The sequence below is a fragment of the Streptomyces bluensis genome (assembly GCF_014650715.1).
GTDB lineage: Bacteria > Actinomycetota > Actinomycetes > Streptomycetales > Streptomycetaceae > Streptomyces > Streptomyces bluensis.
This window is the reverse complement of the sequence record NZ_BMVM01000001.1, coordinates 267951-294060: the sequence shown is the minus strand read 5'-3', so window position 1 is coordinate 294060 and position 26110 is coordinate 267951. Positions and strand designations below refer to the sequence as shown.

Here is a 26110-nt window from a genome sequence, read left to right as displayed (position 1 = left end):
ATGGATTTCGTCCGGCCGCCGGGCGCGGAGGCGCAGCGCCTGTCGCAGGAGCTTCGGGAACGGACCGCGGACCTGCAGCGGGTGAAGGCCGACTACGACAACTACCGCAAGCGGGTCCGGCGCGACCGTATGGCCGTGCGCGAGATCGCGGTGGTCAACGTCCTGGGCGCTTTCCTGCCCGTGCTGGACGCCGTGCACCGCGCGTGCGAGCACGAACCGATGACACCGGGGCTCAAGGAGATCGCCGCCACGTTGGAGAGCCAGGCAGGCTCGCTGGGGCTGCGCGCGTTCGGCCAGGAGGGCGATCCCTTCGACCCGACGTGCCACCACGCCCTGGTCCACCGCGTCTCCCCGCACCTGGACCGTCTGACCTGCACGACGATCCTCCGCCCCGGCTACCGGCTCGGCGCCCGGCTCCTGCGCCCGGCCCATGTGGAGGTCACCGGGCCGCCCGTGCCAGGCGCGAGCCGGGAGGCCCGGTGCCGCTTGACCGGCATCAGCCGTGACGACAGGCTGTCACTCGAACCGTGAGACGTCCCCCGCGCCCCGGCGTACGATCTCGGCCTCTCCGCCGGAGAAGTCGATCACCGTTGTCGGTTCCGTGCCGCAGTCGCCGGAGTCGACCACCGCGTCGACCACATGGTCGAGGCGCTCCTTGATCTCCCAGCCCTGGGTCAGCGGCTCCTCCTCGTCGGGCAGGAGCAGTGTGCTGGAGACGAGCGGTTCGCCGAGTTCCGCCAGCAGCGCCCGGACCACGGCATGGTCCGGGATACGCACGCCGACGGTCCGCTTCTTCGGGTGCATCAGCTTGCGTGGCACCTCCCTCGTGGCGGGGAGGATGAAGGTGTAACTCCCGGGTGTGGACGCCTTGACGGCACGGAACACGTCGTTGTCGACGTGCACGAACTGGCCCAGCTGCGCGAAGTTCTCGCAGACGAGGGTGAAGTGGTGGCGGTCGTCGAGATTCCGGATCGAGCGGATCCGCTCGATGCCGTCACGACTGCCCAGCTGGCACCCCAGGGCGAAACAGGAGTCCGTCGGATACGCGATGAGGGCACCCTGGCGGATGCTGTCGGCCACCTGACTGATGGCACGGGGCTGCGGGTTGTCGGGGTGCACGTCGAAGTACTTGGCCATCTCCCGAGCTTATGCCGTGCCGAGGGAGCGCCTTGGAAGGGGCGCAGCCCTGAAAGGGGCGCGGGGAACTGCGCGCCCAGCCACGGACGACCCGCAGCTTGAAACGGCCCGCAGTACCCCGCACATCGGTCTCTTGGCGGAGCCCTACGCCCCGCTCTCCCTGAGCATGTCCTCACGCTCCACGATCTTCACACGCTCACGGCCCTGGGGCTCGCCCAGCGCCTTCTCGGCGGCGTCCAGGCGGTACCAGCCCTCCCATGTCGTGAAGCGGACGTTCCGCTCGGCGAGGAACGCGTCCACGGACTCCGGTGCGGGCGACGCGGGCTCGTGCAGGCGGCCGCCGGCGAAGTCGTCGAGCAGATTCGCGACCGTCTCGTTGGCATCGCCCTTGGTGTGGCCGATGAGGCCCACGGGACCGCGCCGGACCCAGCCGGTGACGTACGTCGACCGCAGGTGCGCACCGGTCTCCTCGATCACCCGGCCGCCCTCGTCCGGGACGGTGCCCGAGTCCACGTCCCAGGGCAGCTTGGGGAGTTTGTCGGACAGGTAGCCCACGGCGCGGTAGACGGCGGTGACGTCCCAGTCCTTGAACGTGCCGGTGCCCTTGACGTTGCCGGTGCCGTCGAGTTCGGTGCGCTCGGTGCGCAGGCCGACGACCCTGCCGTCCTCGCCGAGGATCTCTGCCGGAGACTCGAAGAAGTGCAGGAACAGCTTGTGCGGCCGGTCGCCGACGTCGCGGATGGCCCAGTTCTCCAGGGTCTTGGCGACCATGTCGGCCTGCTTGTTGCCGCGCCGGGTGGCGATGGAGCCGTCGTCGTAGTCGATGTCCTCGGGGTCGACGATGACCTCGATGGTGGGGGAGTGGTCCAGCTCGCGCAGCTCCATCGGGCTGAACTTCGCCTGTGCCGGGCCGCGTCGGCCGAACACGTGGATCTCCAGGGCCTTGTTGGCCTTCAGGCCGTCGTACACGTTCGGCGGGATCTCGGTCGGCAGCAGTTCGTCGGCCGTCTTGGCCAGGATGCGCGCCACGTCGAGCGCGACGTTGCCCACGCCGAGGACGGCGACCTTCTCCGCCTGGAGCGGCCAGGTGCGTGGAACGTCCGGGTGACCGTCGTACCAGGACACGAAGTCCGCCGCGCCGTAGGAGCCGTCGAGGTGGAGGCCGGGTATGTCGAGCGCCCGGTCGGCCATCGCCCCGGTGGAGAAGATCACCGCGTCGTAGAAGGCGCGCAGGTCGTCCAGGTTGATGTCGCGCGGGTAGTCGACGTTGCCGAAGAGACGGATCTGCGGCTTGTCGAGCACCTGGTGCAGGGCCGTGATGATGCCCTTGATGCGGGGGTGGTCGGGGGCGACGCCGTAGCGGATCAGTCCGAACGGCGCGGGCATCCGCTCGAAGAGGTCGATGGACACACCGGGGTCGGCGGCCGCGTCGGACTTCAGCAGCGCGTCGGCGGCGTAGATTCCGGCAGGTCCGGCTCCGACAATGGCTACCCGCAGGGGGCGGGGCATGATCAGGTTCCCTTCGAGCGATGACAGGCGACTCGACGGCAACCCTAAACTGAGGCAAGCCTTACTTGGTACGCGGGTCCGGTTGATGGGCCCATAAAGCGATCTTATGACGTGCGTGCCGCTGTCGCGCCGCGGACCCCGGTCACGCGGAGTCACGCCCCGGAGACCCGGGCTCGGAGCCGGAGCCGGAGCCGGAGGGGCCGTCGTCCTCCGTGCCCGGGGAGGCCGTGTCGTGAGCGGGGGCGTCGGTGTGCGCGGGGCGGAGCAGCTTCGCCCCGCCTCCCACACGCTCCAGCGGTTTCGTCAGCGCGCGCAGGGAGAAGCGCTCGCGCTTGCGGGGCTCCTCCCCCCGCGCCGACGGGACCGCCGGCGCGGCGGAAGAGTCCCGGAAGGCGGCCAGCGCCTCATGGGCGCGTTCGGCGGCCTCACGGTACAGGTCGCGCGACTTGGTCATGGCCTTCAGGGCTTCGGAGTACTGGGCCACCAGGGCCCGCGCCTCGTCGACGGTGAACAGGTGCCATTCGTCCCGCAGTTCGGCCACGGCCCGCTCGGCCCAAGGGGCCAGCGGCCTGGGCAGAGCGGCGTAGCGCACCACGGTGTCGATGAGGTCCTTGGGCTGCGAGCCGTCGAGGAAGACACTGCGTACGGTGAAGTCGTGGTCCTCGTAACCGGGCCGGGCAGGTGTCCCGGGCAGCACCACGGCGCCCCCGCGCGGCACCCGCACCCCCAGGTCGTACAGCGCCCAGTTGACGATGCGGTACTGGTCCGGAGCGGCCCGGTGTTCCACGATGCGGTGGCGCAAGCTGGCGGGCATCAGCGGTGCCAGGGGGCGCCGGCCGAGCTGGTCCGGTGTCATGGCCTCGTGGACGACGATGTGGATGCTCTCGGTGTGGCGGCCGCAGTCCTTCAGCAGGCGTTTGAGGTCCTTGTCCTCCGCGGGCAGCGGATTGGACTCTCGCAGGCGGAGCCCCGGAACCATGTCGTGGTCCCACGAGGCGTCCTCGGGCCAGAACATGGCGGTGGGCGACGGCCAGTCGAGATCCCAGGGCCGGTCCGCCTCCGCGACCAGCGTCCACTCCCGCGAGTGGACCGCGTCACTCGGCGGCCCGATGGTCAGACGCGCCCGCACCACGACGTCGCCGGCGACCCGCCAACGCGCCTCGAAGGCACGCCGTTCCACCTCGTCGCGCCGGGCGTCGTACTCCAGGTGGTCGTCGATCTCTCCATCGTCCATCAGTCCCGTCAGCCGTCGTCGGACGGATTCCTCGGCTTCCTCGGCGCCGGAGCCGACGTGGCGTCCGCGGGACAGCCAGACCGTGTCGGGAGCCGTGGCGGGGACGGTGGGGGACTTGGCCATGGATCACTCTGCGCAGGTGAGGGGTCGACGGACACAAGCCAGTATGGTCCGTGCACGTCAGCCACCGGAAATTCACACACCGGAGAGGAGATCCCCTTGGAACCCTCCGGCCACGGACTGTTCGGCCCAGATGACCTTGCCCTCGGCGGTGTACCGGGTGCCCCAGCGCTCGGTGAGCTGGGCGATCAGGAACAGGCCGCGGCCCCCCTCGTCCGTGGTGGCGGCATAGCGCAGGTGGGGTGAGGTGCTGCTGGTGTCGGAGACCTCACAGATCAGCGTGCGGTCGTACAGCAGGCGCACCCGGATGGGACCGCTGCCGTACCGGATGGCGTTGGTGACCAGCTCACTGAGGATCAGCTCCGTCGTGAACTCCAGCTCCTGAAGCCCCCACGCGGACAACTGCCGGGACACCGAGGCACGCACCTCGCCCACAGCCGCCGCCTCGGAGGGCACCTCCCAGTCGGCGACGCGGCCCGGGTCGAGGGCCCGGGTGCGGGCGACGATCAGGGCGATGTCATCGCTCGCCCGGCCCGGCGGCAGAGCGTCCAGAACCGCCTGACAGGTGCTGTCCGGAGGGGCGTCGGGGCCCGACTGGCGCAACGCGGTACGCAGCAGGTCGAGGCCGGAGCCGATGTCCCGTTCCCGGTCCTCGACGAGTCCGTCCGTGTACAGCACCAGGCGGCTGCCCTCCGGCAGTTCCAGGTCGGCCGTCTCGAACGGAAGACCGCCCACCCCGAGCGGCGGACCGGCCGGCACCTCGGGGAACTCGACGCTGCCGTCCGGGCGGACCACCGCCGGCGGCGGATGGCCGGCCCGCGCCACGGCGCAGTGCCGCGAGACCGGGTCGTATATCGCGTACAGGCAGGTGGCGCCGGTGACCGCGGCACCACTGCCCTCCTCCGCCTCGTCCTGGTCGATGCGGCTCACCAGTTCGTCGAGGTGGCCCAGGAGCTCGTCGGGCGGCAGATCCAGCGCGGAGAAGTTGTGGACCGCGGTCCGCAGCCTTCCCATCGTGGCCGCGGCGTGCAGCCCGTGGCCGACGACGTCACCGACGACGACCGCGACCCGTGCGCCGGACAGCGGCAGCACGTCGAACCAGTCGCCGCCCACCCCCGCCTGCGCGGGCAGATACCGGTAGGCGAGGTCGAGGGCGCTCTGCTCGGGCAGGCTCCGCGGCAGCAGGCTGCGCTGCAGCGTCACCGCCATGGCGTGCTCGCGTGCGTAGCGCCGTGCGTTGTCGATCGCGACGGCCGCCCGGGCGACGAGTTCCTCGGCGAGAGCCACCTCCTCCGGGTCGAAGGGCTCGGGCTTCTCGGAGCGCCAGAAGTTGACCACGCCCATCACCAGGGGGCCCGCCCGCAGCGGGACGGTGATCAGCGAGTGGATGCCGTAGCCCACGACCTGCGCGGACCGCTCCAGATCCTGCTCCATCCAGCCGGGCGCCCGGCTGAGGTCGGGCTCCAGATGGGCCTGGCCGGTGCTGAGACTGCGCGCCTGCGGGGAGGAGGGAACGAAGACGATCTCCTCGCCCACCGGGTACAAAGGGGCGTCCTTGCGTATCCCGCCGTACGCCGTACGACGCAGCGTGGTGCCCGCCCCGGGCTCCTCGCCGGCCAGCACGGCCTGGGACAGGTCCACGGTGACGAAGTCCGCGAACCGGGGGACGGCCACCTCGGACAGTTCCTCGGCGGTACGGGTCACGTCCAGGGTCGTACCGAGGCCCACTCCCGCGTCGTAGAGCAGCTTGAGGCGCTCCCGCGCCACCTCGGCCCGGCCGGACAGCGCGCGCAGCTCGGTCGAGTCGCGGAGCGTGGCGACGCTGCCCGACGGGGCGCCCCGGAGGTCCGTGGGACGCTGGTTGATCGCCAGCAGCCGGTCGTCCACCAGGTGCACCTCGTCCGTGGCGACGCGCCCCGAGGCCAGCAACTCGGCGGTGCCCGCGTCGAGGCCGAGGGCATGGACGTGCCGCCCCTCGGCGTCGCCGGGCAGACCGAGCAGGCGGTGCGCCTCGTCGTTGGCGAGCAGCAGCCGCCCCCCGCCGTCGATGATGATCACACCCTCCCGGACGGCGTGCAGCACCGCGTCATGGTGCTCGTACATCCGCGTCATCTCGGAGGGGCCCAGACCATGGGTCTGGCGCAGCAGCCGCCCGCTGACGAGCGCGGTGCCCGCCGTGGCCAGCATGAGCGCCACGGCCCCCGAACCCAGCAGAAGCGGCAGCTGCTGCTCCGCGGCACCGCCCACCTTCTCGGTCGTGATGCCGGCCGACACGAGGCCCACCACCGAACCGTCGGGCGCCTCGACCGGTACCACGGCCTGGACCAGCCGCCCTATCGTGCCCGTGATCTCCTCGGTGACGGCGCGGCCCCGCAGCGCGGGACCGATGTTCCCGACGAACTTCCGTCCGATACGGTCCGGCCTCGGGTGGGTGTAGCGGATCCCGTCGGTGTTCATCACCACGACGAAGTCCACCTTCGACCGCTCGCGGGCGGCCTCGGCCCGCGGCTGCAGCACGGCGGTGGGATCGGGGCCGGCCAGCGCCTCCCGGATGCCCGGGGCGCTGGCGAACGTCTCCGCGACGGCGAGCGACCGGTCTCGGGCCTCCTGGGTGCCGTCGTGCCGCACCTGCAGCACCAGAGCCACCACGGCCGACACGATCAGCAGCAGCACGATCACGACCTGGAGCAGGAACACCTGGCCGGCGAGACTGCGCCCGGCCAGAGCCGCCCGCAGCCCCGCGACCGGCTGCCATCCGCGCCGCCCGTTCTGCCGCCGCCGATCGACCTGTTCGCCTGGCGCGTCGAGTGCCCCCCGCTGCTCGTGCACCCGCCGGGCCCTCTCGCTCCGGCGCCCTCCCTGCGGACCACCGGGCCGACGGGCCGCCTGACCTCGTGCTCGACCCCAAAGTCGGATCATGTGCCCATGTCTACACTGCGCCGGGCCAGGAGGCGAGAGGCGTAACGCGTCGTGACAGTCAGTTGTCGCGCACGCGTCCGGACATCACTTCTCGCGGTCGCGGAGCGCGGCCAGGGCGCGGTCGGCGTGGGCGCTCATCCGCAGTTCGCTGCGCACCACCTCCAGGACGGTCCGGTCCTCCGCGATCACGAAGGTGACCCGCTTGGTCGGCGCCAGGGAGAAGCCGCGCCTGACCCCGAACCGCTCACGAACCGTCCCGTCGACGTCGGACAGCAACGGGAAACCGAGCGTGTGGCGTCCGGCGAACTCCTGCTGACGGTCGACCGCGTCCCCGCTGATCCCCACCGGCCGCGCACCGGCGGCGGCGAACTCGGCGGCCAGGTCACGGAAGTGGCACGCCTCGGCGGTGCACCCGGGGCTGAGGGCGGCCGGGTAGAAGAACAGCACCACCGGCCCCTCGCTGAGCAGCTCCGACAGCCGGCGCCCCGCTCCGGTCTCGTCCGGCAGTTCGAAGTCGTCGACCTTGTCGCCGATGTCCACACCACGTGTCATGACCGGTCTCCTGACCCTTGAGCTGCCACACGGCACCCCGGCATCCCTGGAGCACTCGGGCACGTCCGGAGCACCCCAACGCCCCTAGACTAGACGGCTGTTGATCGCTTCATCCGGCCGGGCCAGCCCCTGCCCGCGCGGTGACCCGGTGCCGGTCAGGGCGCCAGTCGGGGGCCTGTCCCGCAGGACAAGCCCCCGACCCGTACGTCAGCGCGTGTGCCGAGTGCTCAGAAGGTGAGTTTCCAGCTGTCGATGTAGCCGGTGTCCAGGCCGGCGGTGTCCTGCACCCGCAGCTTCCACACACCCGCGGCCCTCTTCGGCGAGGCGTCCACGCTGTACGTCGCGATCACGTTGTCGGCGGAGTCGCTCGCGGCGGCGTCCTTCAGCCGGTACGCCGTACCGTCCGGCGCGACCAGGTCGATCACCAGGTCACCCCGCCAGGTGTGGATGATCCGCACGTCCACGCCGAGGGCGCTGGACGCGGCGCCCGACCGGTTCACGTTGACCGGGGACTCGACGGTGCCGTTGTCGGGGATCGGGTAGTCCGAGGTGTTCTCGAAGACCGTGCCGTCGCCTTCCACGTCCACGGTCCAGGTGAAGCTCGCCGTACCCGATTCCCCGGCCTCGTCCGTCACCGTGATCGTCGGCGTGAAGCCGCCGGCCGCGGTCGGCGTACCCGAGACACGGCCCGTGGAGGCGTCGATCGACAGTCCGTCGGGCAGGCCCGTGGCCGCGTAGGACAGAGCGCCCGCGTTGGTCGACGACGCCTGCACGTCGAGGCCGACCTCCTGGCCCACGAGGGAGTACTGGCTGCCCGGGGGCATCACCGTCACACCGTCCAGGATCCGGGAGCCCACGTTGATCGCGGCCCAGGCGTTGGCGGTGTTGTTGTACGTCTCCGATCCCAGCCCGAACAGATCGGCGGCGGCCTGGAGGGTGGCGGTGCGGGCGCCCGCGTAGTTCGTGGTGGACGTCATGTACGTGGTCAGCGCCCGGAACCAGATCTTCTCGGCGTTGGCCCGGCCTATCGGCGTCACCGGGAGACCGTCGTAGGTGGGGGAGTCGTAGTCGACGCCGTTGACGGTCTTCGCGCCGCTGCCCTCCGAGGCCAGGTAGAACCAGTGGTTGGCCGGACCGGAGGAGTAGTGGACGTCGATCGAACCGAGCGAGGAGGACCAGTTGTCGCGTGAGGCGCCGTCCTTGCTGGGCTTGTCCATGTAACGCAGCGGCGTGCCGTCGCCGTTGATGTCGATCTTCTCGCCCACCAGGTAGTCGCCGGCGTCCTCGGGGTTGTCGGCGGCGAACTCGACGGCCGCGGCGAAGATGTCGGAGGTCGCCTCGTTCAGACCGCCGGACTCGCCGCTGTAGTTGAGGCCGGCGGTGACCGAGGTGAGACCGTGCGTCATCTCGTGCGCGGCCACGTCGATCGAGGTGAGCGGGTTGGCGTTGCCCGAGCCGTCGCCGTAGGTCATGCAGAAGCAGGAGTCCTGCCAGAAGGCGTTGACGTAGTTGTTGCCGTAGTGGACCCGGCTGTACGGTGCCACGCCGTCGCCCCGCAGGCCGTTGCGGCCGTGCACGTCCTTGTAGTAGTCCCAGGTCAGCGCCGCCCCGTAGTGCGCGTCCGCGCCCGCGGTCTCCGGGTCGGCCGTGGTGCCGTCGCCCCACACGTCGTCGGCCCCGCTGAACAGGGTGCCCGTGCCGGAGCTGCCGCGGTTCAGGTTGTACGTGCGGTGGTTGCCGCGGTCCGCGTCGGTGAGCGTGTACGTCGACCCCGACTGGCTGGTGCCGAGCGGAACCGTGCCGCTGTAGCGCGTGTTGCCGGTACCGGTGTGCACGCCCTCGTACTGGTACAGCGTGTCGCCGGACCGCGCGTCGGTGATGACGTGCAGCTCGCTGGGCGTGCCGTCGTCCTGGACGCCGCTCACCACGGTCTCGTACGCCGGCGTCGGGGTGCCCTTGGCGGCCCAGACGACCTTGCGGGTGCTGTCCGCCTTGGTCCGGGTGGAGCCCTCGGCCCGCGCCGCCCTGACGGCCTGCCGCTCGACCGCGGCCCGGCTCACCTCGGCACTGAGGTCCGCCACCTTCAGCTGGGGCTTGTAGCTCCGGGTCACGCTGTCGACGGCCCCGGACTTCGACGCGTGGACGACGAGGTCGCCACCGAGCACGGGGAGACCGGCGTAAGTGCGCTCGTAGCGGGTGTGGACGGTCCCGTCGGCGTCCTTGACGACGTCGCGTACCTTCAACTTCTCCTCGGCGCCCAGGCCGAGGCGGTCTCCGGTGGCGCCGGCGTCCTTCTCGGCCCGGCGGATGAGGGTCTCGCGCTGACCGGGGGTGAGCTGCGCGGGCAGCGCCCCGGGGTCGGGCTTGGCGGAGGCCACGGTGCGCGAGGCGTCGGCGGCGGCGTCGCTCCGGGCGCTCGCCGGGGCGCCCGGGACCGCGACCGCCAGGGCGGTGGCCGCCGCGACGAGCGAGGCCGTGGTCACGGATCGGCTGCGGGTGGACCTGAAGACCGATCTGCGGGTCGGTCTGTGGGGGGTCGAACTCACGCGTACTCCTTGTGCTACGGCCGTCGTCGGACGAACGGCCGAACGAGAGCCCGGCACCCGGATGGGGGCGCGGGTCGTGCAGGGAGAACTGCGATGCGGGTGCGGCAACGCGATGCGGGTGCGTGGGCACCGCTGGTGAGCGGAGTGGGCACAGAGTGTCAGATGTGAAGGTGTTGTGTCAGGGGCACATCAAGCGAATGGCTGGAAAGCGTTCGTTTTTCGACGGAGCTCATCCGCTTTCCGGACAACTGCCGAGACTCCTGGGGAACCTGCTCACGCCGGACGGTGGGTACACCTCGCTCCGCCACGGAATCAGGAGAGGCCCCCCGCCGTCCCAGCGCGTGCCGCCGGCTGGTGGCAAGGTGGGGAGGACCGGGCTCCAGCCGGGCGGCGTCCGAGGGCGGCCCGCCCCGTGAGAAGGGAACTCTCGATGGTCGAGCAGGACGAGCGCTTCGACGTCGTCGTACTCGGTGCGGGTCCCGGCGGCTACGTGGCCGCCATCCGGGCCGCCCAGCTGGGCAAACGGGTCGCCGTCGTCGAGGAGAAGTACTGGGGCGGCGTCTGCCTGAACGTGGGCTGCATCCCCACCAAGGCCCTGCTGCGCAACGCCGAACTGGCGCACATCGTCACCCGGGAGGCGAAGACTTTCGGCATCAGGATCGACGGGCAGGTCTCCTTCGACTACGGCGAGGCCTTCCGCCGCAGCCGCCGGGCCGCTGACGGCCGGGTCAAGGGCGTCCACTACCTGATGAAGAAGAACAAGATCACGGAGATCGACGGCCGCGGCACGTTCCTCGACCCCCACACCCTCCAGGTGGCCGGATACGACGGCGACACCCGCACCATCGGCTTCGACCACTGCGTCATCGCCACCGGCGCCACACCGAAGCTGCTGCCCGGCACCCGCCGTACGGCGCGCGTGGTGACGTACGAGGAGCAGATCCTCGCCGACGACCTGCCGCAGTCGATCATCATCGCGGGCGCCGGAGCCATCGGCGTCGAATTCGCGTACATCCTGCACAACTACGGTGTGAAGATCACCCTCGTGGAGTTCCTGGACCGGGTCGCGCCGCTGGAGGACGCCGATGTCTCCACCGAACTGGCCCGCCAGTACCGCAAGTTGGGCATCGATGTCCTCCCCTCCACCCGGGTCGACTCCATCGACGAGTCCGGCCGCCAGGTCCGTGTCACCGTCACCGGAAAGGACGGCACTCAGCGGGTCCTGGAGGCTGACAAGGTGCTCCAGGCGATCGGCTTCGCGCCCAACGTCACCGGCTACGGCCTGGAGAACACCGGCGTGACCGTCACCGAGCGTGGCGCGATCGACGTCGACGGCCGCTGCCGCACCTCCGTGCCGCACATCTACGCCATCGGCGACGCCACCGCCAAGCTCATGCTCGCGCACGCCGCCGAGGCGATGGGCGTGGTCGCCGCCGAGACCATCGCGGGCGCGGAGACGATGGAACTCGACTACGTGATGATCGCGCGCGCCACCTTCTGCCAGCCGCAGATCGCCAGCTTCGGCTACACCGAGGCCCAGGCGCGGGAGCGGGGCTTCGACGTCAAGGTGGCGAAGTTCCCGTTCAGCGCGAACGGCAAGGCGCACGGCCTCGGCGACACCACTGGCTTCGTGAAGCTGATCAGCGACGCGACCTACGGCGAGATCGTCGGCGCCCACCTCATCGGCCCCGACGTCACCGAACTGCTGCCCGAGCTGACCCTGGCCCAGCAGTGGGACCTCACCGTCCACGAGGTCGCCCGCAACGTGCACGCCCACCCGACCCTGAGCGAGGCGGTCAAGGAGGCGGTGCACGGACTGGCCGGGCACATGATCAACATGTGAGGCCGTACGGGCGCCCCGGCGGTGGCGGGCGGAGCGGGGGCCGTCACAACCTGTCGAGTTCCTTCGTGGACCGCCCGAGAAAGGTGGTGTGCCCGGAGTCCGGTACCTCGATCCCATGGAAGCCCAGGCGGCCGTAGAAGGCCCTGGCCGGAGTGTTGGCCGTCGCCATGGCCAGATGCACGGCCGGTACACCGCGGTCCTGAAGGGCCTGCAGAAACGTCCGCATCAACGCACGGCCGTGGCCGCGGCCCTGCCACTCGGGAAGCAGATCGATGTGCAGATGGGCCGGATACGCGGCGACCTCGGGCACGACCATCCGCTCGGGGCGGTGCAACAGCTGGACGATCGCCTCGTCGGGGGTGCTCGGCGCCCCGACGGGCTCCGGATAGCGATCCGCGACCAGGGGCAGCCACTTCGTGCGGAAGTCCTCCGCGAAGCGGGGAGTGTCCGCCGTGCCGAGGATGTAGCCGACCGCCTGCCCGTGTCCGCCGTCCAGTACGAAGGCCAGCTCAGGCTCCAGATGCACGTACGGAGCCGCGAAGACCACCGGAAAGATCCCGGGATCGGCGTAGGCCGGGCGGCTGTCCCGCCCGCTGTGCGCGGTGCGGATACAGATGTCGTCGAGGGCTTCTCGGTCGTCGGAGCGGTACGGGCGAATGGCGGGAGACGAGGTCATCGCAGCATCCTCCCGGTTCGGCGGCGCGCCGAGAAGAGCCGAAGAGCCGGTGCGGCGAGCCGGCCGTGCGATGCGGGCGGCGCGCATCATGAGTGTCCACTCACGACACAGCGTGGCCCTGGATCGCCCCCGATACCCCACATCGACGCACTTGAGCGTTTCGGTACGGCGTGGCACGATCGCGCAGGTGAGCAGCAGATCCACCGGAGAGCAGCGCCTGAGCGACCTCGCGCGGCTGCGCCGCGTTCGCGACCGGATCGACCGGGAGTACGCGCAGCCGCTCGACGTCGAGGCACTCGCCCGCGGCGTGAACATGTCGGCAGGGCACCTCAGTCGCCAGTTCCGGCTCGCCTACGGAGAGTCACCGTACGGCTATCTCATGACACGGCGCATCGAGCGTGCGATGGCGCTGCTGCGCCGTGGTGACCTCAGCGTCACCGAGGTGTGTTTCGCGGTCGGCTGCTCGTCGCTGGGCACCTTCAGCAGCCGCTTCACCGAACTGGTCGGGATGCCGCCCAGCGTCTATCGGCGCCAGGCGGCCCGCTCGACGGCAGGGATGCCGTCCTGCGTGGCGAAACAGGTGACCAGACCGATCAGGAATCGAGAAGCGCCGCCTTCCGAACCGCACGTAGCGTGAGGGCCATGGACATCACCATTCACGCAAGCTTCCTCCCGCACAACGACCCGGATGCCGCCCTGGCCTTCTACCGCGACACCCTCGGCTTCGAGGTCCGCAACGACGTCGGATACGGCGGCATGCGCTGGATCACCGTCGGCCCGGCCGACCAGCCCGGCACATCCATCGTCCTGACGCCTCCGGCCGTCGACCCCGGTGTCACCGACGACGAGCGCCGCACCGTCGTCGAGATGATGGCCAAGGGCACCTACGCCGCCATCCTCCTGGCCACCGGCGACCTCGACGGCACCTTCGAGCGGGTGCAGGCCAGCGGCGCCGAGGTCGTCCAGGAGCCGACAGAGCAGCCGTACGGCATTCGCGACTGCGCCTTCCGCGATCCCGCGGGCAACATGGTCCGCATCCAGGAACTGCGCTGAGCCACCCGGCGACCCCAGCCACGACGGCTTCGGCCCGCGCCCTGCGGCCGCGTCCTCCCGCGTCGCCTCCAGCTCTGGCGCGGGGCGAGCGCGACGCTGCGCCCAGCAGACGACAGCCCGCCCAACAGACGACAGATGGAGACACGATGAGCAAGGCCACGAGGACGGGCACACCGTCGCCTGCGCCGCACGCTGCCGACAGCCACGATCTGATCCGCGTGCACGGCGCGCGGGAGAACAACCTCAAGGACGTCAGCATCGAGATCCCCAAGCGCCGTCTGACGGTGTTCACCGGGGTCTCCGGCTCGGGCAAGAGCTCACTCGTGTTCGACACGATCGCCGCGGAGTCGCAGCGGCTGATCAACGAGACCTACAGCGCCTTCGTGCAGGGCTTCATGCCGACGCCGTCGCGGCCCGAGGTCGACGTCCTCGACGGGCTGACGACCGTGATCAGCGTCGACCAGCAGCGCATGGGTGGCGACCCCCGCTCCACCGTCGGCACCGCCACCGACGCCAACGCGATGCTGCGCATCCTGTTCAGCCGGCTCGGCGAGCCGCACATCGGCCCGCCCAGCGCCTACTCCTTCAACACCGCCTCGGTCCGGGCGAGCGGCGCGATCACGGTCGAGCGCGGTGCCAAGAAGGCGGTCAAAGCGACCTACTCCCGTACGGGCGGCATGTGTACGGGCTGCGAGGGCCGGGGCACGGTCTCCGACATCGACCTCACCCAGCTCTACGACGACTCCAAGTCGCTCGCCGAAGGCGCGTTCACCATCCCCGGCTGGAAGTCGGACAGCTTCTTCACCGTGCGGGTCTACGCCGAGTCGGGCCTCCTCGACCCGCACAAGCCGATCCGCGAGTTCACCAAGAAGGAGATGCGGGACTTCCTCCACCACGAGCCGACCAAGGTCAAGGTGGAGGGCGTCAACCTCACCTACGAGGGGCTGATCCCCAAGATCCAGAAGTCGTTCCTGTCCAAGGACAAGGAGGCGATGCAGCCGCACATACGGGCGTTCGTGGAGCGGGCGGTCACCTTCACCACCTGCCCCGACTGCGACGGCACCCGGCTCAGCGAGGGGGCCAGGTCGTCGAAGATCAACAAGGTCAGCATCGCCGACGCCTGCGCGATGGAGATCCGTGACCTGGCCGCATGGGTCCGCGACCTCGACGAGCCGTCGGTGACGCCCCTGCTCACCGCGCTGCAGCACACCCTCGACTCGTTCGTGGAGATCGGCCTCGGCTACCTCTCGCTCGACCGGCCGTCGGGCACGCTCTCCGGCGGTGAGGCGCAGCGCGTCAAGATGATCCGCCACCTCGGCTCCTCACTCACCGACGTCACCTACGTATTCGACGAGCCCACCACCGGCCTGCACCCCCATGACATCCAGCGGATGAACGACCTGCTGCTGCGGCTGCGGGACAAGGGCAACACGGTGCTCGTCGTGGAGCACAAGCCGGAGGTGATCGCGATCGCCGACCACGTCGTCGACCTCGGCCCCGGTGCCGGTACGGCGGGCGGCACCGTCTGCTTCGAGGGCACCGTCGAGGGCCTGCGGGCCGGGGACACCGTCACCGGCCGTCATCTCGACGACCGCGTCACCCTCAAGGAGACGGTGCGGACGCCGACCGGCCGGCTTCCGATCCGAGGCGCGACGACACACAACCTGCAAGGCGTCGACGTCGACATCCCGCTCGGGGTGCTTGCCGTCGTCACCGGCGTCGCCGGTTCCGGCAAGAGCTCGCTCGTCCACGGGTCGATCTCCGCCGACGCGGGCGTGGTGTCCGTCGACCAGGGCGCGATCCGCGGCTCGCGACGGAGCAACCCGGCGACGTACACCGGACTCCTCGACCCGATCCGCAAGGCGTTCGCTAAAGCCAACGGCGTGAAGCCGGCGCTGTTCAGCGCCAACTCCGAGGGCGCCTGCCCCACCTGCAACGGTGCGGGCGTCATCTACACCGACCTCGCGATGATGGCCGGCGTCGCGACCACCTGCGAGGACTGCGAGGGCAAGCGGTACCAGCCGTCCGTGCTGGAGTACCACCTCGGCGGCCGCGACATCAGCGAGGTGCTGGCGATGTCCGTGACCGAGGCCGCCGAGTTCTTCGGCGACGGTGAGGCGGCCACCCCGGCCGCGCACCGCATCCTGACCCGGCTCGCCGACGTCGGGCTCGGTTACCTCAGCCTCGGCCAGCCGCTCACCACGCTGTCCGGCGGCGAGCGACAGCGGCTCAAGCTGGCCACACACATGGCCGAGAAGGGCGGCGTCTACGTCCTCGACGAACCGACCGCCGGCCTGCATCTCGCGGACGTCGAGCAGTTGCTCGGACTGCTCGACCGGCTCGTCGACTCCGGCAAGTCGGTCATCGTCGTCGAGCACCACCAGGCGGTCATGGCGCACGCCGACTGGATCATCGACCTCGGCCCCGGCGCCGGCCACGACGGCGGCCGGATCGTCTTCGAAGGCACGCCCGCCGACCTCGTCGCCGCCCGCTCCACCCTCACCGGCGAGCACCTCGCGGCCTACGTCGGCACCTGACGATGGGCAACCGGTTGATCACCTATGGGGCCTGGGATAGCAATGACGCGTGATACGAGGAGAAAAGGTCGGGCTGCGGACTCGACGTGACAGTGATCTTCCGGTCCTCCAGGCCGAGTTGTACGAGGACGTGGTGGTGCGGTCACGTGCCGACTCCGTCCCGTGGCGGCCCGTGCCCGCCGATGCGGCGGATTCTCCCGCCGCCGCGGCAGTGCCCTCGCACGAGAAGGCGTACTTCTCGGTGGTGGAACTGGAGTCCCAGGAACTCGTCGGCGAGGCCCTGCTGTGGGACATCGACCTGCACAACAGGACGGCCCACCTGGGGATCTCACTGCTGCCTGCCTTCCGGGGACGCGGGCTGGCCGTCGACGTCGTCCGGGTGCTGTGCGAGTACGGTTTCGCCGTACGCGGCCTGCAACGGCTGCAGGTCGAGACCCTCGCCGACAACCACGCGATGATCGCGGCCGCGACCCGGGTCGGGTTCTCCGTCGAGGGCACACTGCGGCGCTCCGCCTGGGTGTACGGCGCCTTCGTCGACACGGTTGTCCTCGGCCTGCTCGCCGAGGAATGGGCACAGTAGGACGGAACTGCGGGGGTACGGCCGTCGCACGTGAAGGAGTGCGACGGCCGTACCCCCGCAGCGCCTGCCCGCGGAGTTCGCGTGCTGCTCAGCGCGGTCGGTACACCGACACGCGGAAAGAAGCGGTCACCGGGAGAGGCGCCTTGAGAGGGGCAGTGCGTCGGCGAAGTTCGTCACGGGGGACGTGATGAGCGGTGGGGCCCATGCCGGCGAGGCTGTCGATGTCCTCGGCGGCGAGGGTGACGGCGTATTCCAGGGCCTGGGCGTGGTCGAGACGGAAGTACGGGTCCAACGTGCGCTGAAGGCGCGCCTCCTTGGCCGGATCGACCGACAACAGCCCCAGGTGCTGCCGGAGTTCGCCGAGGTGCTGTGGCGCGGGGGTGACGGTCAGCAGGGTGCCGGACCGTCGGAGGACCCGCTGGAACTCAGGGCCGTTGCGGGGTGCGAAGACGTTGAGGAGGAGATCGACGCAGTGGGTTCGCACGGGCAGCGGCTGCCAGACGTCCCAGGCGGCGGCTTTCGCCCGTATGTGCGCGCGGGCCGCCCGCCGGAGGGCGTATGTGGAGGTGTCCAGTCCGAGACCGACGGCGGCGGGGAGGGCGTCCAGGACGGCGGCGAGGTAGTAGCCGGTCCCGGCACCGGCGTCCAGGACTGTGCTGTCGGACGGGCAGAACGTCGTGACGAGGCCGGCGAGGACACGTGCCAGTGGTGCGTAGTGGCCGCCCTGTAGGAAGGCCGCGCGGGCCTGGACCATGGGGGCGGTGTCCGCACTGGCGGGCCTCTTGGCGCCGTTCAGAAGGCTGACGTATCCGTGCCGGGCGACATCGAAAGTGTGCCGGCGGTGGCACCTCAACGCCCGGTCGGCGGGCCCGAGGCTGTCACCGCACAGCGGGCAGACCAGAACATCGAGGAGCCTGTGCTGGGGCTCAGGGCGGGCATGGGACGGGTTGGGCATGGCGTTCCTCGGCAGCCGAGGCTGCGGGGTCGACGGTCGGGGGAGAGAGCCGTCGGCGTGCTCGGCGGACTGCGCCAGACCCCTGGCCGCGCGCAGAGGGCGGCATCCCCCTGGCCGCTACCGCGGCGAAGAACCGCGGTGGTGTGAGGGGACAGGGCAGGGAGGGGATGAAGCGTCAGAAGTCGACACCGGCAAGCCGAAACAGCGGCGTCGCGAGATCCTCCCGGCCGGGGCCGGAGGTCAACGCCGCTGCGGTGACCGCCGCGTCAGAGGAAAACGTGCGGGACGCCCTTGTATGCCATGGGGCGAGGGTACAGGACTTGTCCGACTCCGGGGCCCGTGTGGCGGACGGTGGCGCACCGGCACGGGAACCGGAGGGGGAGCGGCAGACGTCTCCCAAGTGATCGAGCTTGAGGAGCATGCGGCGTGCGGATCTACATCAGCGCGGACATGGAAGGCGTCACAGGACTCGTGGAGGCCGACGATGTCCAGCCCGGCGGCCGGGACTACGAACGGGGACGGCTGATGATGGCGGAGGACGTCAACGCCGCCGTCCGGGGCGCCGTCGCGGCCGGCGCCACCGAGATCACCGTCAACGACGCACACGGCCCCATGCGCAACCTCCTGCCCGAGTCCCTGCACCCGGCGGCCCGCCTCATTCGCGGCAAACCCAAGCAGATGGGCATGCTCGAAGGACTCACCCCCGAGCACGACGCCGTGATCTGCGTCGGCTACCACGCGCGCGCCGGCGCACTCGGTGTGCTGAGCCACAGCTTCATGGGGCATGAGATCGAGGACATCTGGCTGGACGGCCGGCCTGTGGGCGAGATCGGCCTGGCCCATGCCACCGCCGCCGCCCTGGGCGTTCCGGTGGCGGCCCTCACCGGTGACGACCGAGCCTGCTCGGAGATGACGGAGTGGGACGGCTCCGTCACGACCGTGGCCGTGAAGTACGCACGCGATCGTTTCGCGGCAGACCTCCGCCCGGCGGGCGAGGCACGCACCGCCATCGAGGAAGCCGTCACCGCCCGTCTCGCCGCACCACTGACGGCCCCGCCGACGGTCCCTGACCCCTCCACCCTCACCGTCCGCTGGCAGTCGGCCTCGGTGGCCTCCACCCTCCTGGGCATACCAGGGGTCACCTCGACGGACAGCCGAACCGTACGGGCCCAGGGTGCGCTGCCCAGCCTGTACCGGCTCTTCGGCGTGTGGATGCGGGTCGCGGCATCTCTGACCAACCAGCCGCCGTACTGCTGATCGGCGCGCCGCCCCATGAAGGTCTTCGCGGGCCGGACTCCAAGACCCGCCCTCCGCAGGGGGCCGCTACAGCGCAGGGGACTGGTTCACGAGGGCCGGGGCCCGGGCAGCGAGCGCCGAGAGGGGCTCACCGCTGAGCCTGCACACCGTCCACTCCTCCAGGAATTCCGCGCCGAGCGACTTGTAGACGCCGATCGCCGGCTCGTTCCAGTCCAGAACCCACCATTCGAAGCGCTCGTAGCCGTGTTGCTCGCAGATCGCGGCAAGGGCGGCCAGCAGGGCCTTCCCGTGTCCGGCGCCGCGGGCCTGCGGGCGTACGTAAAGGTCCTCCAGGTGCATCCCGCGGGTGCCGGTCCAGGTCGAAAACCGCGGGAACCACAGGGCGAAGCCCACGATGACGCCCGTGTCGTCGTCCTCGGCGATCAGAGCGAACGCGGCGGGGTGCGCACCGAACAGCGCCTGACGGAGCTGTTCCTCGGTGGCCCGGGCCTGCTCGACGGCCCGTTCGTACGCGGCAAGTTCGCGGATCATCGCGCGGATCTCCGCGACATCGTTCACAGTGGCGGCCCGGATCATCCAGTGATCATGCGTCACCGCGCCGGGTCGTGTCCATCCACGTCTGAGGCCGGTGAGACCGGTGCACGCTGATTGCCGATGTCCCTACCATGAGCGGAAGCACCAGGCGGGAGACAGGGGAGGCAGCAGTGGAGCGCCCTGACATGTCGCGTCGCGCACGACTCGCCGCGCACAGCACGGTGTCCACTGCCCTGGCCATGTGCGGCGACGACACCTTGCGCGACCTGGTGGGCGCGGCGGTGCCGCTGGGGTCGGGGATCGGGGGTCGGTCGGCACTGCTGGACGTCGACGGAACCCCGGTCTTCGTCAAACAGGTACCCCTGACCGACAGGGAGAGGCTGCCGGAGCACGTGCGGTCGACCGCGAACATCTTCGGTCTCCCCGCCTTCTGCCAGTACGGAATAGGCGCCATAGGCGGACCCGGCTACGGCGCCTGGCGCGAGCTGGCCGTCCACACCATGACCACGAACTGGGTGCTCGCCGACGAGGACCAGCAGTTTCCCCTGATGCACCATTGGCGCGTACTGCCGGACACCGCGCACCCTCTGCCGGAAGAGCTGGCGGACGTGGAACGCGCCGTGACCTATTGGGGAGGCAGTCCAGAGGTGCGCCGCCGGATCGAGGCACTCGAACAGGCTTCAGCGAGCCTGACCCTCTTTCTGGAGTACATCCCCCGGAACCTCCACGAATGGCTCGGCGAGGAGATCAAGGCGGGGGACGAGGCGGCGAACCGGGCCTGTTCCTGGGTGGAGAGGGCGCTGCACGCGGGCACGTCCTTCATGAACGCCCGTGCTCTGCTCCACTTCGACGCTCACTTCGAGAACATCCTGACCGACGGCCGGCGCCTGTACTTCACCGACTACGGCCTGGCCCTCTCCTCACGCTTCGACCTCTCCCCGGAGTACGCCCGTTTCTTCGAACGGCACCAGACCTATGACCGTTGCTACACGGTGTGGTATCTCGTGAACTGGCTGGTCACAGCCTTCTGCGGGTACGGTCCCGACGATCGCGAAGCATTCGTGCGTGAATGCGCCCGCGGGGCGCGTCCCACCGAACTCCCCACTGTGGCCCAGGCGATCGTGACGCGTTACGCACCCCTCACCGTGGTGATCTCCGACTTCATCCGCAAACTCCGGCACGAGTCCCGGCACACCCCGTATCCGCTGGAAGACATCGGGCGGATCGGTTGAACGACTGTCACAGGCTCCTGCGAGGATGGCTCTGACCGGAAAGGACCAACTGCATGATCATTTTTGGTACCAAGGGATACCTGTACCAGCTCGCGATACTGACGCTGGTGTGCGGCCACTGCGGCAACCCCTCCGCGCACACGCTCAGGAAGCGGGTCACGAAGTTCACGCTGTTCTTCGTGCCGCTGTTCCCGTTCTCGACGAAGTACGCGACGCAGTGCACCTTCTGTGGCGCGGAACAGAAGGTGACCAGCGAACAGGCTGAGCAACTGCAGGCGCAGGCCGCGAGCGGCCACGGCGGTCAGTCGTACGGGCACCCGCAGCAGCAGCCGTACCAGTCCTGACCGGGGACGGGTCTGCTGCGCCGGTCACAGGCCACCACCGTCGATCGTGCCGGGAAGCGCGGACGGTTCGACGGAGGGCGGCCGCGGCGCCGACGGCGCGCGGGTGGAAGCGGCAGGACTTGGCGTGGCGCCGGGGCCGGTGGCCGGCGACCGCTCGGAAGGGTAAGGGCTGGCGGGAGCGAGGGACGTTGACGGGGCGGGCTCGGCCGGCGGACTGCTCGCGGGCGGCGGGGCGAGCGGCACCGACGGCGGCGCGGGCGCCTCGTGTGCCGCAAAGCGCAGTGGCAGCGCGACGAGCGCGGCGACGGCGCACGACACGCCGACTCCGGCCGCGGCACGCAGCAGCCGACGGCGCGCCGCCGCCCGGCGGATCGCGCGATAACGGCCGGGAGGCGGGCCGAGGTGGTCGGACGGCGGTCGCAGGATGACCGCGAGGGGGTCGTCGGGCTCGAAGTCCGGGCCCTCGTCAGAGTGTGTGATCAAGGCTTCTCCTCAGGTGGGCGCGGAGCAGCTCGCGGGCCGCGTGGAGGTCGGCCTTGATGGTTCCTTCCTTGCGCCCGGTCAGCACGGACACCTCCCGGATCGGCATGTCAGCGTAGTAGTGCAGCAGCACCGGGACGCGCAGCCGTTCCGGCAGCGACTGCACGAGCAGGCGGACCGAGGGATCGGCCTGTTCGGTCTGCGGGCGGACGGCGGCCTCCACGGTGGCCCGGTGCATGGCTCGGCGCTCGCGCTCACGCTTGCGCCAGTGGTCCCGGACGAGGTTGGCCGCGGTGACGTAGAGGAACCCTTGGGGCTCCGCGACAGATGTCCAACGGGCCCAGAGCCGGGTGAACGCCTCCGAGGCGATCTCGTGGGCCGTCTCGTCGTCGTCGACCAGCCGGCGGCACCAGCCGGCGAGGCGCGGGTAGAGGGCGGCGAACAACTCGGACGCTGCCTTCTCGCGGGACCGTTTCAACGCTCTCCATGGTCGTGACGTCGTGGTGGCACTCGTGGGGGAAGAGCCCGGGCCGGTGGAGTACGTTCCATCGGCCCGGGATGTGGGTGGCCCGGATCCCGGGCAGCGGGTCAGGGGCTCGCGGGCGTCAGCGCCGCGAAGACGATCACGTTGTCGCGGTAACTGTCACCGGTGCGGGGGCCGCCGCACGTGATGAGCCGCAACTCGGGGCGGTCCACGTCCCCGTAGACCGCGTCCACCGGGAACTCGGCCTTGGCGACCGTCCGTACGGAGCTGACGGCGAACACCGCCGCCGCGCCGTTCTCCAGGCGCGCCACGATCCGCTCGCCCCGCCGCAGCCGGGCGAGATGACGGAACACCCCGTCCCCGTAGGCGCCGACCGTGGCATGGCCGAGGATCACCGACGGACCCACCTGACCCGGCGTCGGCGAATGCCGGTACCAGCCGGCCCGGTCGTCCGCGGTGATCGGGGGCACCTGCACACTGCCGTCCGAGGCCAGCCCCAGCCGGATGACCGGGGTGTCGACCTCGATGGCCGGGATCTGCAACCTCACCGGCACCGAACGGCCAAGGGCGTGGGCCGTGTTCGCGGAAGACCGCGAGGACCGCGAGGGCCGTGGCGTGCTCGCGGGGTTCGCCGTGCTGCCCTGGCTCTCGCCACGGGGACCGCCGCAGCTCACGAGCAGCGAAGCCATCGCCGCGGTGGCGAAGGCGCGCCTGGAGAGCGACGTCATGCCCTGGTCGCCTGCCGGCGACGCACGAGAAGGACCGCCGCGCCGCCGGCGGCGAGTACCGCGGCAGCACTCCCGCCGACCACCAGCCCGGTCTCGTTCCCGGACTCCGCCGAGGCCGGCGCCACACCGGTGTCCGGTGCGCCGCTGGGCACGACGGAGACCTGGCCCGGCGCGGGCTCCTCGGCCGGAGCCTCGGTCGGTGCGACGCTCGCAACCGGAGTCGGATCGGTCGTGGCCTCCGGCTTCGAGGGCTCGGCGCTGGCGGCCGGAGCCTGCCCCGGGGCCTTGGTGGCCTCACGGACCGTGGGGACCGGGGTCGCCTCGTCGGCGAGCGCGGGTGCCGCGCCCGCCAGCACAGCGGTGCCCGCGAGTGCCATGGCACTCAGGATGCTTCGGCGCATGAACTGCTCTCTTTCGTCGGTCCGCCCGCCCGGTGGCGCGGCGGGTCGCGTTACGGATCGAGCGGAGAGACGAGGCAGCGACGGAGCGGGTTGTAAAGAGAAGGCAAAGTCGCCCGGAGGTCGCTGACGTGCCGCTGACTGTCCGCACGCCGAGTTTGCGTTCCGGAACCTGATCACCGCTTCCTGCGTCGTATCAGGCACGTCCCGCTCACGGAGGTGGGGCGCGGGTCGGGTCGGGGGCAGATGGGTGGGACCGGGTGGAGCGGGCAGACGGCGCGGTGGGCTCCGGGGCGAAGACGGCCGCGCTCCGGTGGCGGCTTCCCCATATCGACTGGTGGTATCGGGGCAGGGGTACGCGACACCGGTCGCCCTGGGCGCGCGGGCGTGTTCTCGCGTCGCTTGCCGTGCTGACCGCCGGCCTGCTGGCGTTCCACTCCGCCGTGCCCAACGCCGTGGGCCGTCTCGGCAGCCTGCTGGAGACGTTCCTGCCCTGGCTCGGCCTGGCCGTTCCGTTGCTGCTCGTGGCGGCACTGTGGCGTCGCTCGGCCCTCGCGCTGGTGGCCCTGCTGCTGCCCGCAGCCGTCTGGGCGCACCTCTTCGGCGGGCTGCTGCCGGCCGGGGACCGAGGAGCACACGACATCATGGCGGTCCAGCACAACGTCAGTGACGAGAACGCCGACCCGGCGGGCACCGCGACTGCCCTGATCGGGGCCGCGCCGGACTTCGTGGCCCTTCAAGAGCTGACGCCCTCCGCGTTGCCGGTCTACGAGAAGGCCCTGGCGTCGGACTACCCCTTCCAGGCGGTCGTGGGAACCGTGGGGCTCTGGTCCCGATATCCGCTGTCCGACGTCCGGCCGTTGGACATCAAACCTGAGGGCATCCGGGAGGACTGGAACCGTGGTGTGCGGTCCACGGCACGTACGCCATGGGGCGATATCGCCGTGTACGTCGCCCACTTGCCCTCGGTCCGTATCCGAGCGAGCGGCTTCAGCACGGGGTGGCGGGACGAGAGCGCCCTACTGCTGGGTGAGGCCATCGCCGCCGAGAAACTGGACAGAATGATCCTGTTGGGTGACCTCAACAGCACGGTCGACGACCGGGGGCTGGCCCCGGTCACCTCGCGGATGGACTCGGCGGGGCGGGCCTTCGCCTTCAGTTGGCCCGCCGCCTTCCCCGTATCCCGGATCGACCACGTCATGGCCCGCTCGGCCGCCGTCACCCGTGCCCGGACCCTGCCTGCCACCGGCAGCGACCACCTGCCGATCGCCGCCGGCATCAGGCTTGAACGCTGATCCGCCCGCACGGTCGGCAGCGGCCGGCGCACCCGACGACGAAAATCGTCGGCCCCACCGGCCACTACGCCACGGGATCCAGGTGACCTTCGAGGATGGTGCGGGTGATCGGGGGGCGGCCCCAGAGAGCGAGGAGTTCGTTGGCCAGAGCCACGATCGGGAGGGGGTGCCGAGCCCCCTGCACCCCGATGGCGGCAGCCGACAGACCACGCGGGACGGCTCCGGCATCGAGGAGGACCCGCCAGTCGTCCGGCCCGAGTTCCAGGAACTCCAGTCCGGTCAGTTTGGCGATCTCCAGCGGGTCGGCGAGCGTACCGGGGTAGGCGGTGAGGGTCCGCAGGCGGGCAAGCCCGGTGACGGGCGCGAGGCTGAGAGGCTCGCCGTCCCACACGCCGATGGACAAAACCTCAAGGCCGGGGTGGGCGGCGGCCTGGACACTGCTCAGGCTCCGGATATTGACCCTGGCCACGGCCGGCGGATCGTCCCTGTGAGGGCCGCGGTGCCCTGGGCCGGGCCCGTCCAGCACGAGGCTGGTCAGGGAGTCGGCGAGGCGGCCGGCGCCGATGTTGTCCTCGTGGTTGAGCATGATGATCTGCCCGGTGTGTCCGCGGGGGCCCGGAGTCAGGTCGACGGCGATCCGGTCGCCGCCGCCGTTGTCGCCGAAGGCGATCCAGCCGGGTGAGCCGACCAGCCCCTGAACCGCCGCGTCGGCCCCGGTGACGACCGCCTCCATCGCCGCGAACCGCCACGGACACGGACGGGACGCCGCGTCGGCGATGTACAGGTCGTCCAGGGGGAAGAGCTCGCAGCCGACCGCGGTGAAGACACGCTCCGCCACCACGTAGTCCTCGCCCCAGTCCTCCCACCGGGCCCGCGTCACCCGGTAGAGCACCTTGAGCTCGTCCGGCAACGCGATGCCGAGGCGCGCCTCCGTGGCGGCGATCTCCGCGTCGGTCGCGCCTATGGCGCCGGGGATCCGCTCACGCAGCGTCCGCTCCAGCAACGCCAGATCCACCGACGGGGCCGGCCCCGCCCCGGGCACCGGCTCGGGTAGACGGCGCCAGGGCTCGGGGACGGAGTCCTCGACGAGGACGAGGGAACCCGGATGCGGCCCCCCGATGCCGGGCTCCACCGCGGGGCCGGGACTGATCAGATGCAGCACCGCCCTCCCCGCCGGGGAGATCTCCGCCATGAACGAGATGCTGTCGGCGCCGCTGTCCGCGAGCGCGCCCTGCACCCGCTGCACCGCGTCGAACTCGTCCTGCATGTCCTCGGCCCGGGCTGCCTGTCCGGGCCGTGGGATCCGTCGCTGCAGAGGAAGACTCCACCCGTAGTGGCTGATCTGCCCTGCCACGTGGCCGCCCGGGGCGGCAAGGCTCCTCGCGTTGTCGGCCCGCAGGAGCCGCAGGATCGGCTCCCACGTCGCGAACTCATGGAGCGATGACAACGGTGGCCTCCGGGCGTTGCGGTGAACGTGGCGAAGCCGATTATCAGGTGTGCGTCCGCACCGCGGCCAACATGGGAGGCCGCCCCGCATCTCGGGCCGACGGCCCGCACCCACGCCGAAACAACGTGACCTGTCCGCGGCCTTCCACAACGACGAACACTCGGCGCGGGGCGATTGTCAGTGGGGCCTCCTATGGTTCTGGGCACTGGGACCTGCCGGAAAAGGCCGCAGGTCCACCCTGGGGAGGGGT

The 26110-nt window shown here is 70.7% G+C and carries 24 protein-coding genes; 10 read left to right on the top strand and 14 right to left on the bottom strand.

The window, feature by feature from the left end; genetic code table 11:
* Positions 1-531 carry a nucleotide exchange factor GrpE gene (gene grpE / locus IE262_RS01455; protein ID WP_189870636.1) on the top strand — a complete coding sequence of 177 codons (531 nt, stop codon included), beginning with the start codon at positions 1-3 and terminating at the stop codon, positions 529-531.
* Here grpE and IE262_RS01450 read toward each other — a convergent pair.
* From IE262_RS01450 to IE262_RS01425, 6 genes are all read right to left on the bottom strand, one after another.
* Positions 517-1137, bottom strand: a complete 621-nt coding sequence (locus IE262_RS01450; protein ID WP_166681708.1) for an L-threonylcarbamoyladenylate synthase — start codon at positions 1135-1137, stop codon at positions 517-519. The genes grpE and IE262_RS01450 overlap by 15 nt on opposite strands.
* Before the next feature lie 144 nt (positions 1138-1281).
* The gene (locus tag IE262_RS01445) at positions 1282-2646 is read right to left on the bottom strand and encodes an FAD-dependent oxidoreductase (RefSeq protein WP_134039364.1); all 1365 of its coding nucleotides are present in this window, start codon (positions 2644-2646) and stop codon (positions 1282-1284) included.
* A 142-nt stretch (positions 2647-2788) separates the two neighbouring features.
* On the bottom strand, positions 2789-4003 hold the full coding sequence (locus tag IE262_RS01440) for a hypothetical protein (RefSeq protein ID WP_189870634.1): 1215 nt from the start codon (positions 4001-4003) through the stop codon (positions 2789-2791).
* 72 nt (positions 4004-4075) lie between these two features.
* Positions 4076-6919, bottom strand: a complete 2844-nt coding sequence (locus IE262_RS01435) for a SpoIIE family protein phosphatase (RefSeq protein WP_189870632.1) — start codon at positions 6917-6919, stop codon at positions 4076-4078.
* A gap of 84 nt (positions 6920-7003) precedes the next feature.
* On the bottom strand, positions 7004-7471 hold the full coding sequence (locus IE262_RS01430; RefSeq protein ID WP_308432703.1) for a peroxiredoxin: 468 nt from the start codon (positions 7469-7471) through the stop codon (positions 7004-7006).
* A 227-nt stretch (positions 7472-7698) separates the two neighbouring features.
* Positions 7699-10017: a M4 family metallopeptidase gene (locus tag IE262_RS01425; RefSeq protein WP_373304958.1), complete on the bottom strand. Its 2319-nt coding sequence runs from the start codon at positions 10015-10017 to the stop codon at positions 7699-7701.
* Between the two features lie 430 nt (positions 10018-10447).
* On the opposite strand from IE262_RS01425, the gene lpdA reads away from it, so the two are divergent.
* Complete coding sequence (gene lpdA / locus IE262_RS01420) at positions 10448-11860, top strand: dihydrolipoyl dehydrogenase (protein WP_134039367.1); 1413 nt, start codon at positions 10448-10450, stop codon at positions 11858-11860.
* 43 nt (positions 11861-11903) lie between these two features.
* On the opposite strand, the gene IE262_RS01415 is transcribed toward lpdA, so the two are convergent.
* Entirely contained in the window at positions 11904-12536 is a 633-nt protein-coding gene (locus tag IE262_RS01415) for a GNAT family N-acetyltransferase (RefSeq protein ID WP_189870630.1), read from the bottom strand.
* A gap of 187 nt (positions 12537-12723) precedes the next feature.
* On the opposite strand from IE262_RS01415, the gene IE262_RS01410 reads away from it, so the two are divergent.
* The 4 genes from IE262_RS01410 (at position 12724) to IE262_RS01395 (ending at position 16706) form a co-directional block, all read left to right on the top strand.
* Positions 12724-13173, top strand: a complete 450-nt coding sequence (locus tag IE262_RS01410; protein ID WP_189870628.1) for a helix-turn-helix transcriptional regulator — start codon at positions 12724-12726, stop codon at positions 13171-13173.
* A 5-nt stretch (positions 13174-13178) separates the two neighbouring features.
* Entirely contained in the window at positions 13179-13589 is a 411-nt protein-coding gene (locus IE262_RS01405) for a VOC family protein (RefSeq protein ID WP_134039370.1), read from the top strand.
* 146 nt (positions 13590-13735) lie between these two features.
* On the top strand, positions 13736-16126 hold the full coding sequence (locus IE262_RS01400; RefSeq protein WP_189870626.1) for an ATP-binding cassette domain-containing protein: 2391 nt from the start codon (positions 13736-13738) through the stop codon (positions 16124-16126).
* A 49-nt stretch (positions 16127-16175) separates the two neighbouring features.
* Positions 16176-16706 carry a GNAT family N-acetyltransferase gene (locus tag IE262_RS01395; RefSeq protein WP_189870624.1) on the top strand — a complete coding sequence of 177 codons (531 nt, stop codon included), beginning with the start codon at positions 16176-16178 and terminating at the stop codon, positions 16704-16706.
* 88 nt (positions 16707-16794) lie between these two features.
* On the opposite strand, the gene IE262_RS01390 is transcribed toward IE262_RS01395, so the two are convergent.
* Positions 16795-17661 carry a putative RNA methyltransferase gene (locus IE262_RS01390; protein WP_189870622.1) on the bottom strand — a complete coding sequence of 289 codons (867 nt, stop codon included), beginning with the start codon at positions 17659-17661 and terminating at the stop codon, positions 16795-16797.
* A 426-nt stretch (positions 17662-18087) separates the two neighbouring features.
* On the opposite strand from IE262_RS01390, the gene IE262_RS01385 reads away from it, so the two are divergent.
* Positions 18088-18918, top strand: a complete 831-nt coding sequence (locus IE262_RS01385; protein WP_189870620.1) for a M55 family metallopeptidase — start codon at positions 18088-18090, stop codon at positions 18916-18918.
* Positions 18919-18984: 66 nt separating this feature from the next.
* Here IE262_RS01385 and IE262_RS01380 read toward each other — a convergent pair whose 3' ends face one another.
* A complete protein-coding gene (locus tag IE262_RS01380; protein ID WP_189870618.1) occupies positions 18985-19494 on the bottom strand; it encodes a GNAT family N-acetyltransferase in 510 nt (169 codons plus the stop codon).
* A 143-nt stretch (positions 19495-19637) separates the two neighbouring features.
* Here IE262_RS01380 and IE262_RS01375 point away from each other — a divergent pair, with 143 nt between their 5' ends.
* Positions 19638-20684 (top strand): serine/threonine protein kinase, encoded by a 1047-nt coding sequence (locus tag IE262_RS01375; RefSeq protein ID WP_189870616.1) that lies wholly within the window; start codon positions 19638-19640, stop codon positions 20682-20684.
* A 53-nt stretch (positions 20685-20737) separates the two neighbouring features.
* Positions 20738-21028 (top strand): zinc-ribbon domain-containing protein, encoded by a 291-nt coding sequence (locus tag IE262_RS01370; protein WP_134039377.1) that lies wholly within the window; start codon positions 20738-20740, stop codon positions 21026-21028.
* A gap of 24 nt (positions 21029-21052) precedes the next feature.
* Here IE262_RS01370 and IE262_RS01365 read toward each other — a convergent pair whose 3' ends face one another.
* The 4 genes from IE262_RS01365 to IE262_RS01350 all read right to left on the bottom strand — a co-directional run bounded on the left by IE262_RS01365 (position 21053) and on the right by IE262_RS01350 (position 23121).
* Complete coding sequence (locus IE262_RS01365; RefSeq protein WP_189870614.1) at positions 21053-21511, bottom strand: hypothetical protein; 459 nt, start codon at positions 21509-21511, stop codon at positions 21053-21055.
* Entirely contained in the window at positions 21495-21986 is a 492-nt protein-coding gene (locus tag IE262_RS01360) for an RNA polymerase sigma factor (RefSeq protein ID WP_134039378.1), read from the bottom strand. The genes IE262_RS01365 and IE262_RS01360 overlap by 17 nt, the downstream gene beginning before the upstream one ends.
* Positions 21987-22096: 110 nt before the next feature.
* Positions 22097-22720, bottom strand: coding sequence for a class F sortase (locus IE262_RS01355; protein WP_189870612.1), 624 nt, complete (start codon positions 22718-22720; stop codon positions 22097-22099).
* Positions 22717-23121: a Tat pathway signal sequence domain protein gene (locus IE262_RS01350; RefSeq protein ID WP_189870610.1), complete on the bottom strand. Its 405-nt coding sequence runs from the start codon at positions 23119-23121 to the stop codon at positions 22717-22719. Before IE262_RS01350 ends, IE262_RS01355 begins: the two co-directional genes overlap by 4 nt.
* 326 nt (positions 23122-23447) lie before the next feature.
* Here IE262_RS01350 and IE262_RS01345 point away from each other — a divergent pair, with 326 nt between their 5' ends.
* Entirely contained in the window at positions 23448-24413 is a 966-nt protein-coding gene (locus IE262_RS01345) for an endonuclease/exonuclease/phosphatase family protein (protein WP_373304969.1), read from the top strand.
* A gap of 64 nt (positions 24414-24477) precedes the next feature.
* On the opposite strand, the gene IE262_RS01340 is transcribed toward IE262_RS01345, so the two are convergent.
* On the bottom strand, positions 24478-25860 hold the full coding sequence (locus tag IE262_RS01340) for an SMI1/KNR4 family protein (protein WP_134039381.1): 1383 nt from the start codon (positions 25858-25860) through the stop codon (positions 24478-24480).
* Positions 25861-26110: the final 250 nt, after the last annotated feature.